The organism is Pseudomonas sp. NCIMB 10586, from assembly GCF_023127895.1.
In the GTDB taxonomy this organism is placed as follows: Bacteria; Pseudomonadota; Gammaproteobacteria; order Pseudomonadales; family Pseudomonadaceae; genus Aquipseudomonas; species Aquipseudomonas synxantha_A.
This window is the reverse complement of sequence record NZ_SPKQ01000042.1, coordinates 325,291-337,644: the sequence shown is the minus strand read 5'-3', so window position 1 is coordinate 337,644 and position 12,354 is coordinate 325,291. Positions and strand designations below refer to the sequence as shown.

11 protein-coding genes are annotated in these 12,354 nt (G+C 61.4%); 2 read left to right on the top strand and 9 right to left on the bottom strand.

Features of this window, described 5'->3' with window-relative positions; translation table 11 throughout:
• Nucleotides 1-45 precede the first annotated feature (45 nt).
• The 8 genes from E4P01_RS16880 to E4P01_RS16845 all read right to left on the bottom strand — a co-directional run bounded on the left by E4P01_RS16880 (nucleotide 46) and on the right by E4P01_RS16845 (nucleotide 8,181).
• Complete coding sequence (locus E4P01_RS16880) at nucleotides 46-825, bottom strand: transporter substrate-binding domain-containing protein (protein WP_005785784.1); 780 nt, start codon at nucleotides 823-825, stop codon at nucleotides 46-48.
• Between the two features lie 246 nt (nucleotides 826-1,071).
• Nucleotides 1,072-2,706, bottom strand: a complete 1,635-nt coding sequence (locus tag E4P01_RS16875; protein WP_216090839.1) for an ATP-dependent DNA ligase — start codon at nucleotides 2,704-2,706, stop codon at nucleotides 1,072-1,074.
• A complete protein-coding gene (locus E4P01_RS16870; protein WP_216090840.1) occupies nucleotides 2,703-3,707 on the bottom strand; it encodes a ligase-associated DNA damage response exonuclease in 1,005 nt (334 codons plus the stop codon). The genes E4P01_RS16875 and E4P01_RS16870 overlap by 4 nt, the downstream gene beginning before the upstream one ends.
• 202 nt (nucleotides 3,708-3,909) lie before the next feature.
• Nucleotides 3,910-6,351, bottom strand: a complete 2,442-nt coding sequence (locus tag E4P01_RS16865; RefSeq protein ID WP_216090841.1) for a penicillin acylase family protein — start codon at nucleotides 6,349-6,351, stop codon at nucleotides 3,910-3,912.
• 162 nt (nucleotides 6,352-6,513) lie between these two features.
• Complete coding sequence (locus tag E4P01_RS16860) at nucleotides 6,514-6,708, bottom strand: SEC-C metal-binding domain-containing protein (protein ID WP_079442996.1); 195 nt, start codon at nucleotides 6,706-6,708, stop codon at nucleotides 6,514-6,516.
• Nucleotides 6,705-7,187 carry an LEA type 2 family protein gene (locus E4P01_RS16855; protein ID WP_005785795.1) on the bottom strand — a complete coding sequence of 161 codons (483 nt, stop codon included), beginning with the start codon at nucleotides 7,185-7,187 and terminating at the stop codon, nucleotides 6,705-6,707. The genes E4P01_RS16860 and E4P01_RS16855 overlap by 4 nt, the downstream gene beginning before the upstream one ends.
• A gap of 21 nt (nucleotides 7,188-7,208) precedes the next feature.
• Nucleotides 7,209-7,679 (bottom strand): YchJ family protein, encoded by a 471-nt coding sequence (locus tag E4P01_RS16850; protein ID WP_216090842.1) that lies wholly within the window; start codon nucleotides 7,677-7,679, stop codon nucleotides 7,209-7,211.
• 4 nt (nucleotides 7,680-7,683) lie between these two features.
• Nucleotides 7,684-8,181 (bottom strand): DUF6231 family protein, encoded by a 498-nt coding sequence (locus E4P01_RS16845; RefSeq protein WP_078820484.1) that lies wholly within the window; start codon nucleotides 8,179-8,181, stop codon nucleotides 7,684-7,686.
• Nucleotides 8,182-8,369: 188 nt separating this feature from the next.
• Between E4P01_RS16845 and E4P01_RS16840 the strand changes: the two genes are divergently transcribed.
• Nucleotides 8,370-9,128, top strand: a complete 759-nt coding sequence (locus tag E4P01_RS16840) for a collagen-like protein (protein WP_078820485.1) — start codon at nucleotides 8,370-8,372, stop codon at nucleotides 9,126-9,128.
• Nucleotides 9,129-9,595: 467 nt separating this feature from the next.
• Here E4P01_RS16840 and E4P01_RS16835 read toward each other — a convergent pair whose 3' ends face one another.
• Nucleotides 9,596-10,060, bottom strand: a complete 465-nt coding sequence (locus E4P01_RS16835) for a CopD family protein (RefSeq protein WP_032877347.1) — start codon at nucleotides 10,058-10,060, stop codon at nucleotides 9,596-9,598.
• A 99-nt stretch (nucleotides 10,061-10,159) separates the two neighbouring features.
• Here E4P01_RS16835 and dinG point away from each other — a divergent pair, with 99 nt between their 5' ends.
• Nucleotides 10,160-12,304, top strand: coding sequence for an ATP-dependent DNA helicase DinG (gene dinG, locus E4P01_RS16830; protein WP_216090843.1), 2,145 nt, complete (start codon nucleotides 10,160-10,162; stop codon nucleotides 12,302-12,304).
• Nucleotides 12,305-12,354: the final 50 nt, after the last annotated feature.

Below are 12,354 nucleotides of genomic sequence, written 5' to 3'. Positions count from 1 at the left end.
TATGGCGATAGAAAAGCGCCCCTGCAGGGAGGGGCGCTCCAGGCATTATTTGCCGCTGTACAGGTTCAAATCGCCAAAGTGTTTCTTCTGGATGGTGGCGTAGGTGCCATCATCGTGTAACGCTTTGATACCTTTATCCAAAAGCGCCTTCAGTTCAGTGTTACCTTTTTTGATACCGACAGCGGTTTTCGACGGCAGCAACGGGTCGTCGATGGCGGCGCTGACTTCATAACCGGCGCCAGCCGGCGACTTGAGAAAGCCCAGTTCGGCTTGCAGCATGTCCTGCACCGACGCGTCGAGGCGGCCGGAGGTCAGGTCGGCATACACCTGATCCTGGTTGGCGTAGGCCTTGGTGGTTACCCCGGCTTTGTCCAGCACGGCCTTGGCGTAGGCTTCCTGGATGGTGCCTTGCTCGTAGCCCACGGACTTGCCCTTGAGGGACTCAGGTGTCGAGTAGCCAGCCCCTTTCTTGAACACCAGCGACGTGGGGCCGGAGAACAGCTCGGTGGAGAAGTCGATTGCCTTTTCGCGCACCGGCGTTACGGTCATGGACGAAATCACGCCATCGAACTTGTTGGCCTTAAGGCCTGGGATCATGCCGTCGAAGTCACTTTCAACCCACTTGCACTTGACCTTCAGCTCCGCGCAGATCGCATTGCCCAGGTCGATATCGAAGCCCACCAGGCTGCCGTCGGCGGCTTTGGATTCGAACGGTGCGTAGGACGGGTCGACACCAAAACGCAATTCCTTGTATTCCTTGGCGGTAGCGACACCAGCGGCCATGCACAGAGCCAGTGCAGAAAGGGTCAGCAATGCTTTTTTCATTATGTATTCCCTGGAAACCAAGATAAGCGCTTGTGGCGCGTTTAGGACTGTTACTGAACGGTGTCAGACGCAGCACAAGTAGCAATTTCTGCACCATAGTTCCGGACGGGCTTTTTAAAAGGTGGGATAAGGCAAGGCTGAGTGTAGGAGATGCCCGAAAATGGGCATCTGAAAGTGAGTGCACCATTGCAGGTCTGTGGGGATCCCAATGTGGGAGGGAGCAAGCCCCTCCCACAGGGATTTATGTCAAGTCAGTAGGTCTTGCAGTGTGGCGAGGTTGTCAGCCTCTTCCACCGTCTTGTCCTGACGCCAGCGCAACATGCGCGGAAACCGCACCGCAATCCCGCTCTTATGCCGCTTGGACAGGGCGATACCCTCAAACCCCAATTCAAACACCATGCTTGGCGTCACGCTGCTGACCGGGCCGAACTTCTCCACGGTGGTTTTGCGCACAATCGCATCGACCTTGCGCATTTCCTCGTCGGTCAGCCCGGAATAGGCCTTGGCGAACGGCACCAACGTGCGCTCGCTGCCCGGCGGGCCGTCCCATACCGCGAAGGTGTAGTCGCTGTACAGGCTGGCGCGCCGGCCATGGCCGCGCTGGGCGTAGATCAACACGGCGTCGACGCTGAAGGGGTCGACCTTCCATTTGAACCACAGGCCCATGTCCTTGGTGCGGCCCACACCGTACAGGCCCTTGCGATCCTTGAGCATCATGCCTTCAACACCAAGGCTGCGAGAGGCTTCGCGTTGGGTCGCCAGCGCTGCCCAGGTTGGCCCCTCGATCAGCGGCGAAGGCAACAGCACCGGTTGGTTGCACACAGCGATCACCTGTTCCAATTGCGTGCGGCGCTCGGCCTGGATGTGGTTGCGCCAGTCGTCGCCCTGATACTCCAGCAGGTCGTAAGCGAGCACGGCGACGGGCGCATCCTCAAGCACCTTTTTACTCAGGGTTTTGCGACCGATCCGCTGTTGCAGCAGCGCAAAGGGTTGCACCGCGTCTTTCCACACCACGATTTCGCCATCGATCACCGTGCCGTCGGGCAGGCCACTGACCAGGCTGTGAAGCTCGGGGAAACGCTCGGTCACCAACTCTTCGCCTCGTGACCAGATCCACAGGCGCCCCTCGCGCTTGACCAACTGCGCACGGATGCCATCGAACTTCCATTCCACCTGCCAGTCGGCGGGGGGGCCGAGCAGGCTGTCGAATTGCTCGACGGGTTGCGCCAGCCCGTGGGCGAGAAAAAACGGATACGGCTGCCCGCCACGTTGTGCATGTTCGTCGGATGATTCGGCAGCGATCAGCTTGAGATAACCCTCGGCTGTAGGACGGTTGGACAGGTCGGTATAGCCCACCAACCGCTGCGCCACGCGCTTGCTATCCAGATTGGCCATGGCGGCAAGGGCGCGGGTAACCAGCAGCTTGGAGACGCCGACGCGAAAGCTGCCGGTGATCAACTTGATGCATACCATCAGGCTCGGTTGATCCAGTTGCGCCCATAGCGCCGGCAGGCGCGCGGCAAGGTCCATGGGCGATAGACCGCGCAGCGGCAGCAGTTTTTCTTCCAGCCACACGGCAAGCCCGTCTTCAGAGCTGTAGGTCGATTCGGGGAGCAGCAGGGAGATGGTTTCGGCCAGGTCGCCTACGGACTGGTAGCTCTCTTCGAACAACCACGGCTCGATGCTCGCCGCGTCAGTCGCCATATCCCTGAGCAAGCGTGTGGGCACCAGTTGCCGTGGTCGCCCTCCGGAGAGGAAGTACACCGCCCATGCCGCATCTTCCGGCGGCGCTTGCAGAAAGTAGGCTTGCAGGGCTGCGAGCTTGGCATTGCTGGAGGTGGTGGCGTCAAGGTTGGCGTACAGCTCGGCGAAGGCTTTCATGCCGTGGCCTCTTCTTCGTCATCACCGTATTCGGTGCTGAAGCCCTGGGCGTCCAGGCCCTTTTCTCGCAGGTGGCGTACCAGCACGCCGACCGAACCGTGGGTAACCATCACCCGTTCGGCGCCGGTTTGTTCGATGGCCCACAACAGCCCGGGCCAATCGGCGTGGTCCGACAGTACAAAGCCGCGATCCACCCCACGCCGGCGCCGTGTACCGCGCAGGCGCATCCAGCCGCTGGCGAAGGCGTCGCTGTAGTCGCCAAAACGGCGCATCCAGGTGCTGCCGCCGGCGGAGGGCGGGGCGATGATCAAGGCTTGGCGCAGCAACGGGTCGGTCTTCTTGAAATCCCCGGCATACAGGGTTTCGGGAATGTAGATGCCGGCCTCGCGGTAGACCCGGTTCAACGGCTCGACGGCGCCATGGCTGAGGATCGGACCGATGCTGGCGTCGAGGCCATGCAGAATGCGCTGGGCCTTGCCGAAGGAATAGCAGAACAGCACGCTGGCCTTGCCCGTGGCGAGATTGGCCTGCCACCAGTCATTGATCCCGGCAAAGATCTGCGCTTGGGGCTGCCATCGGTAGATCGGCAGGCCAAAAGTGGATTCGGTGATAAAGGTGTGGCAACGCACCGGCTCGAAAGGCGCGCAGGTGCCATCGGGTTCGACCTTATAGTCGCCGGACGCGACCCAGACTTCACCCTGATATTCCAGGCGCACCTGAGCCGAACCGAGCACGTGACCGGCTGGATGGAAACTCAAGGTAACACCGTGATGCAGCAACTGCTCGCCATAGGCCAGGGTTTGCAAGTTGATGTCCTGGCCCAGGCGCCAGCGCAGGATACCTTCGCCGGGGGCGGCGGCCAGATAGTGTTGGTTGCCGGTGCGGGCGTGGTCGCCGTGGGCGTGGGTGATGACCGCACGTTCCACTGGGCGCCAGGGGTCGATATAAAAATCACCCGCAGGGCAATAGAGGCCTTCGGGGCGGGCAATGACGAGGTCCATGGGGTGACCGGGGAGATGGGCTTGTTAGTTATGAGGCGGGGCTGGGTGTAGAAGTTCTATCTGAATGCATGGGATCCAAATGTGGGAGGGGGCTTGCTCCCGATAGCAGTAGTTCAGTCAATGAATGTGTTGACTGTCACGCCGCTATCGGGAGCAAGCCCCCCTCCCACATTCTGGATTCGGTTTCTTCTGGGAAACCGGATTACTTGCCGGGCGTCAGGGTCAACCTGGCCTTGCCGTACACCTTTTCAAAGTTCTGCGGCTGCATCGGGAAGCTCAGGTATTGCGCCTTGAGCGCCGGGTCGATGCCGTTGGCATAGTTCGGACTGGCCGGGTTGCCGGACTGGCCGATACCGCCCTGGCCCAGCATGGGTTCGGCCAGGCCGAAGTCGATGATCATGCGCAGCGCCGATACCTGGGTGGTGTTGAAATCCTCACCCCAGTTATACGGCGCCGGGTTCAAGGTGTTGTGGTCGCCACCACTGGCGAAGGGACCGCGAATCACCTGGCCACTGGTGTTTTTCCAGGTGGTGCTGTGCAGCTTGCCCCACTGCCAGGCTTTGTGATCGGCACCCAGTTGGCTGTCACCGGCAGTGATAGCGGCGGCAAGCGTGCGGGCCAGGATCGCCGGTTTGTCTTCTTTTTGCGCGGTCCGCGTGTCATCCCAGAACGGGCTGTCTTCGCGGCCCAGCAGGTGGTCGGCGATGGCTGAGTAGGACAGGCTGGCGTTGCTGACAAAGGCTTTCCAGCTGGCGCTGTCTTGCGGGCCGAGTTTGTCGAGGAAAATCTGCCTGGCGCTTTCCTGCAGGAACAGCTCGTAGATCGCCGCGTCAGCTGAGGTTGGCGCAAGGCGACCATCGAAGGCCATCAGGCGCTCCAGTGCTTCGTGGGCCTGGGCACGCTCCGCTGCCGGTAGGGCGTCGATTGCCTGTTTGAGCGGCTGGGCCATGCCCGGGGCCTGGAACATGCTCTTGAGCTTGGCGGCGAAGGTCGTGGTCTGGTCGTATTGCATGGCGATCAGGCTGCGGCTGTCATGCTTGCCGGCACCGGCCAATTGCGCCAGACGTTCGCTGCGCTCCGGTGCGTCCCAGGAGTTGGACAGTTGCATCCCGTAGCCACGCGGTGCGGTGCGCTGGTTGGCCGTGCCGATCCAGCCCTGGGCCGGGTCCTGGTCGTAGGGGTGCAGCATCGCATCGGCATAACCGTCCCAGTCAAAGCGCGTGTCCCAACCCGGCGATGGCAACAGGCCCTCGCCCTCGCGGCGGTTGGGGAAGCGGCCGGTGACTTGCCAGCCGATATTGCTGGCGTCGGCAAAGATCATGTTCAACGCGATGGCGCGAATCTCGCGAGTGGCGTCCGAGGCCTTGCCGGCGTTTTGCGCACGGGACAGGTCGAAGAACGCGTCCAGGCTCTTGTCTTCCTTGAAGTCGGCAGTCTGCAGGGCCAGGCCAAGACCGCTGGTGAGGGCCTGGCTGCTATTGAGCAGCGCGCCGTGACGGGTTTCGTACACCGTTTCGCGAATCGAGCGCTGGCCCTTGATAAAGAAGGTTTCGTTGCGCACGCCAGCCGGCAGCCATTTGCCGTTGTTCTCGTAGTACAACGCGTTGCCCTGGCGCTTGACCTTCTCCAGGAACAGGTCCTGGGTGTCGCCCTTGACCGCGCTCATGCTCCACGCCACCTTGCCGTTGAAACCGGATAGCAGGGTCGGCAGGCCAGCGATCGAAGCACCCACGGCCTGATATTTAGGCGCGCGAATCTGCACGTAGCTCCATGGCGACGGGGCTTGTGGCGTGGCGGCGATATCGTTGGCCAGCAGGCTTTTGCCGCTGCGGCTGCGTTGCGGGGCGATGGCCCAGTTGCTTGAGGTGGTGACCCCGAGCGTGTTGAGGCCGCTCAACTGCTGGCTTACCGTGTCCAGGGCGGCGAGGCCGCTGATCTGCCCCAGGTTCACGCCCTTGAGCTTGTCGGCCTCGGCCAGCGGCACGGCTTCGTCCGGCGCGCTTGGGATGAGCCAGGCGAGTTTGTCGACGCCGACCTTTTGCGCCAGCACCAAGGACGAAATCTCTTCCTGCAGGTTGCTCGACTCGCTGAAATTGAGCAGGCAGAACAGCAGCGCCGAGTCTTCCGGCTTCCAGTATTCGGGTGTGTAACCGCTTTGGGCCAGGTCCGCCGGCAGCTTGTCGCGATAGCGGAACAGGTAGGCATTGACGCCCCGGGCATACACTTCAAAGAAGCGCTTGAGGCGCGGCGACGAGGCGTTGTACAGCTCGCCCGCGCTTTTCTTGAGGTTGACCGCACGCATGAAACGGTCGACATCCAGCACTTGCGGCCCGGACATTTCCGCCAGGCGGCCCTGTGCCAGCAGGCGCAAGGTGACCATCTGGGTAATGCGGTCGCTGGCGTGCACATAACCAAGGCTGAACAGCGCGTCGTGGAAGGTGTTGCTTTCGATCAGCGGCATGCCTTGGGCATTGCGGCGTATCGAGACATTCTGTGCCAGGCCCTTGATTGGCTGTACGCCAGCCACGGGTGGCAGGGTGTCCTGGGTGTTCTGGAGCTGGCAACCCGCCAGGCCCAAGGCACTGGCCACTGCCGCGGCAACGCCGAACCGGGGAAGAAAGTGTAAGAGGGCTGGCGAGGCCATGGCAAAGCTCCTGCGGGGGGTAGCGTCAGTAAAGGCGCTACGTTAGTGAGCGCGGCGAAACGACGCAAGCGGGAGTTGTGTAATTGCGTGAGTGCTCAAGCTATGTGCAAATCAATGTAGGAGGGAGAAAGCCCCCTCCCACATTTTGATCATCAGTGCGGCTTATGCGCCATGGCACTTCTTGAATTTCTTCTCGCTGCCGCACGGGCAAGGATCGTTGCGGCCAACATCCTTCAAGGCGTTGCGCACCGGTTCCTGGTGAGCGTGGCCGCAGTTCGGCCCGTGGACATGGCCGTGGTCGTGATCATGGTGATCGTGGTTGCAGTCAGGACCATGGACATGGGGTTGCTGAGTCATCGATGTTGCTCCGGAATAAAATCGCCGGGGATTATCTCGCCATTGTGAGCCACCTGCACGTCATTACCGATGAATAATCCGGTTTTCAGCTCGCCCTCCAGACGATAGGGCACGGGGCGCTCGGGATTTTTCAGCATCTGCACCACATCGCGTACGCGTGGCCAGAGGTTGGTGCGTACCGAGACCCGGAAGACTTTATGACCTCGCGGCGGCACGGTCAGCCATTCATTGGATTCGCCTTCGGTCAACACCAGGTCGCCAAGGGTGACCTTGTAGATCAGGCCGCGCACGGTCAGGTCGGCATCGTCGCGGTTGTCCACGCGAAAGTAGAGTTTGAATTTCTGCTCCAGCAGCTTGGCGCGCACGACTTCGACCTTCACCAGCGATACGTGAGGCGGCGGCGAGTCATCTTCGAACCACGAGGCGCAGCCGGTCAGGCCTAGGGTTAACGCCAGCATCAAGCTATAAATCCGAAGCATGGCGTTATCCCTGTGAGTGAATTAAAGGTAGCTGGAACAGCACTTCTTGAACTTCTGCCCACTGCCGCACAGGCACGGGTCATTACGCCCGGCCTTCAGTTCCACCGTCGGGTCTATGAAGTACCAGCGCCCCTCATTCTGTACGAAAGAAGACTGCTCGCGGTGGCTATGTTCGCCGGTGCTGTCATGCCAGCGCGCAGTAAAGGTGACGAATGCGTGTTCCGGCTGGCCGCCGAAGACCTCGGAGCTTTCCACCTCAAGGCCCAGCCAGGTGCTCTGCGCACTCCAGGCGGCGATGGCGTCGCGGTCCAGACCGGCCTGTTGCGCGGGCAGGGTGGTGGCCACCAGGTAATCGACCAGGCCCAGCACATAGGCGCTGTAGCGCGAGCGCATCAACGCACTGGCACAGGGCGCCGGGTGGCCGGCGTGATAATGGCCGCAGCAGGCATCCAGCAGATTGCCGCTGCCGCACGGGCAAATGGATGTACTCATCGGGTTACCACCAATACTTTCCAAAATTCTCCGGGTTGGCCCAGAAGCGTGCGTTGAGCCAGTCGGGCACTTGTTTATAGTCAAGCAGATCATAGGTAAACAGCGTCAGAACTTGCTCATCGCGCTGGAATCGCTCGCCGGCTTGCAGGGCCAGGGAAAAGAAGTCGGTGTCCTTCCAGTCGCAGGCGCGCAGGTCGACCAGCACCGCGATCCGGCTGGCATTGAGGTTTCGAATGCCGCCCAGAAGCGTCAGACCTTGAGGCTTGGGCAAGTGTTCAAGGCAATCGACTACCAGCGCCAAATCAAAACGCTGCGCTGCCAGTTCGGCAGGCAGTGCCCCAGGTGCGGCGACACAGACGTTCACATCCGGGTGCGCGGTTTTAAACGCCTCCAGCGCCGGAAACTGGCTGGCGCCCAATAACAGCAGGCGTTTGGGCTGGTGCAACTCAAGCAGGGCAGCCAGGGCTTGCTGGGGTGTACGGGAAGAAATTCCAGCGGTCATTGCAGATCCTCACATCAGGACGGTAGAGACTAGCGCGGCTGGGCGTGCGAGCCTAGGACATTGCGGTCAGGGCCACGGCGGCTTGTACCGTACCTGCGGAAGTTTTTTGATCCTTCACTGGCAAATCGCCGGTAGAAGTCGTTACTGTGCGCTCAAAGAAAAATTTGAAAACACTCAGGAGCCCCATGATGCGTAAGGTTTTTCTGTTGGCCCTGCTGGTCAGCCCCATTGCCCTGGCCCAGAGCGTCAGTGTCGAAACCAACTCGTTGATGCGCCTGCCCAGCAGTACCAGCGTGTTGCAGCTTGAGCGCCTGGACGTGGCGGACTATGGCACTTTGCTGATTCCGGCCACTATCAGTCAGGTCACTGTGGATGAGTTGCACCTGGGGCGTGACGCACGCATCACCATTGTTCCCGGCGCTAGCGCGCTGCAAATGCAAGTGCGCCAGGCGCAACTGGAGCAGGGTAGCCAGATCACGTCCCGTGGCGCCCCCGGCACCCATGAAAAACCTGCCAAGGCTGGGCGTGACCTGACCTTGCGGATCAATTCCCTCACTGCTGAAGCGTTGTCGGTAGACGCCCGCGGCGGTGCCGGTGCCCAAGGGTACGCGGGCCTGGATGGCGCCAACGGCGTGGACCCAGGCTGCACCTGGGGTTCGGCCGGGCGCGGGTTTAACGGTGACAACGGCGGTGACGGCCTGCCGGGCGCCGCCGGCGCACAGGTACGCCTGGAATTGCCGCAGGACTTCCCGATTGAGCAAATCAAGGTCTGGGTGGACGGCGGTGCCGGTGGGTTGCCTGGCGTGGCGGGTAAACCTGGTAAGGGTGGGCAGTCCAAGGGCTGCCTGGTGTACCGCGCCGATGGTGGCGACAAGGGCCGGCCTGGGCTTGAAGGGCAGCCGGGGCCGGCTGGGCCTGCGGGGGCGGTGACTATTCAGCGGCTCTGAGTCGACTGTTCCGACTTGCCCCCGATGGCGGCCTTAGGGCCGACCAGGATGCTGGATCAGACCGAGTACATATCCGTTGTTTGGGTAACGGCTGCTATTGGTTCCGCCCTTACGGCGGGTCACTTTCGAAAAGCCGGAATGCCGGCCCAGGCGAAAGTAACCAAAGCGCTCTTGCCCCACCACTCGGCACCTCGCTCAGGCTCGGTGTGCCCGTAATCCGCCATGGATTTGGGGGGCCGCCGCCACGCGCCATCCATGGCGCGGGGCGGCTAAACCGGCATCCCTGCCGGTTTACCCCCCAAATCCCTGTCGAATTCCGGCCAGCGTGGTTTGACGGGGCGCTTAAGATCAAAAGCAGATCAAGATCAAGATCAAGAGCGGCTCGCTTCGCATCGTGGTTACCGTTGGGTGCTGCGAACTGCGGTTGTGTAGATATCCACACCCCGATGGCAGTGCAAGCCTCGCCTTCAAAACATCGGCCGGGCCGAAGCAATCGCCACCACCACCAACCCCACAATCAAATTAACCCCCACCAACTTGCGAATCTGCCCCAACGCAGCCGCGCCCGCCGGCCAATCCTCAGCCGCCACCGCGGCCTTCAGTTCAGGAAACTTCAACGCCTGGATGCGGATAAACAGCGCGGTCATCACCAGATACAACCCCATCATCACCTGCACATAGCGCGGCGCGGTTTCAAAACCGTTGAAGCGCAGTTGCAGCAAACCAACGCCGCTGATCGGCAAAATCACGACCGCGACCCACACCCACACAAAAAAACGTTGAAACACATTTGCCCACAACTTGAGCCGGGCAGGGCCCTCAAGGGCCGCCATGGCGGCGGGTCGCAGGATCATCCAGGCGAAAAACATACCGCCGACCCAAATCAGGGCGGCCAGTACATGCAGGGTGTAAGCGAGGCTAAACGCGGTCATTGTGGTACTCCGTTCTGCGCGGGATTAATTAGCGGGGTATGATAGCGGCCGATCCGAACCACTGAAAATTTATCCAGCGTTTTTTGCGCCCGACTATCCATGATCAGCACTGAACTCAAAACCACGATCCAGGGCGCCTATTCGCGTTTTCTCGAAGCCAAGAGCTTGAAACCGCGCTACGGCCAACGCCTGATGATCGCCGAAGTGGCGAAAGTCCTCGGGGATATCGACACCGATGACGAAGGTCGCCGCGAGGGCGAACCTGCGGTTGTGGCCGTCGAGGCCGGCACCGGTACTGGCAAGACTGTGGCCTACAGCCTGGCCGCGATCCCCACCGCCAAGGCCGCCGGCAAGCGCCTGGTAATCGCCACCGCCACCGTCGCCCTGCAAGAGCAGATTGTCTACAAAGACTTGCCCGACCTGATGCGCAACAGCGGCTTGAGCTTTACCTTCGCCCTGGCCAAGGGCCGTGGCCGCTACATGTGCCTGTCCAAGCTCGACGTGTTGCTGCAGGAAGGCCATGCGCAAACCGCCACCGCGTCGCTGTTCGAAGAAGAAGGCTTCAAGATCGAGGTCGACGAGGCCAGCCAGAAGCTGTTTACCAGCATGATCGAGAAACTGGCCGGCAACAAATGGGACGGCGACCGCGACAGCTGGCCCACCGCCCTGGAGGATTCCGACTGGGCGCGCCTGACCACCGACCACAGCCAGTGCACCAATCGCCATTGCCCCAATTTCGGCCAGTGCGCCTTCTACAAGGCCCGCGAAGGCATGGGCAAGGTGGATGTCATCGTCACCAACCACGACATGGTGCTGGCCGACCTGGCACTGGGCGGCGGCGCGGTGCTGCCCGATCCACGCGACACGCTTTATGTGTTCGACGAAGGTCACCACCTGCCGGACAAAGCCATCGGCCACTTCGCCCATTACACGCGCCTGCGTTCCACTGCCGACTGGCTGGAAACCACTGCCAAGAACCTCACCAAGTTGCTGGCCCAGCATCCGCTGCCCGGCGACCTGGGCAAGCTGATCGAACAGGTGCCGGAACTGGCGCGGGAGATCAAGACCCAACAGCAATTCATGTTCAGCGCCTGCGAACAGGTGGCCGACTTCAAACCCGGCGAAGATGTCGAGGGCCGTGAGCGCCCGCGCCACCGTTTTGTCGGCGGCATGATCCCCGAGCACATGCGCGAAATGGGCATCGAGCTGAAGAAAGGCTTTTCACGCCTGACCGACTTGTTCACCCGCCTTACGGATTTGCTCAAGGAAGGCATGGATGGCGAGGTTAATATCGGTATCGCCAGCAACCAGGCCGAGGAGTGGTACCCGCTGTTCGGCAGCCTGTTGTCCCGCTCCCAGGGCAACTGGGAGCTGTGGACCGCGTTCACCGTGGAAGATCCGGAAGACAACCCGCCCATGGCCCGTTGGCTTACCCTGTCGGAAAGCGGTGCGCTGTTTGATATCGAGGTCAACGCCAGCCCGATCCTCGCCGCTGAAATGCTGCGTCGCAACCTGTGGAACGTGGCCTACGGCTGCCTGGTGACGTCGGCCACGCTGACCGCCCTGGGCACCTTTGATCGCTTCCGTATGCGCGCCGGTTTGCCGAAAAAGGCCGTTACCGCTGTGGTACCGAGCCCGTTTCATCATGCCGATGCCGGTGTGCTGCGCGTACCGGACCTCAAGGCTGACCCTCGGGATGCGGCGGCCCACACGGCGGCGATCATTCGCGATCTGCCGTCACTGGTGCAAGGTTCGCGCGGCACCCTGGTGCTGTTCTCGTCGCGCAAACAGATGCAGGACGTGTTCGATGGCCTCGATCGCGACTGGCGCAAACAGGTGTTTATCCAGGGCAACCTGTCCAAGCAGGAAACCCTGAACAAGCACAAGGCGCGGGTCGACGGCGGTGATTCCAGCGTATTGTTCGGCCTGGCAAGTTTTGCCGAGGGCGTGGACTTGCCTGGCGCTTATTGCGAACACGTGGTGATCGCCAAGATCCCGTTCTCGGTGCCCGATGATCCGGTCGAGGCCGCACTGGCCGAATGGATCGAAGCCCGTGGCGGCAACCCGTTCATGGAAATCTCGGTGCCGGATGCCTCATTGAAGCTGGTGCAGGCCTGCGGGCGCTTGCTGCGCACCGAGCAAGACCGCGGCACCATCACCTTGCTTGACCGCCGCCTGGTCACCCAACGCTATGGCAAAGCTATCCTCAATGCGTTGCCGCCGTTCAGGCGCGAAATTTCTTAAACCCCCGTGGGCGAATTCGCCCACTTTGTGGTCTATCTCATCACTATCAC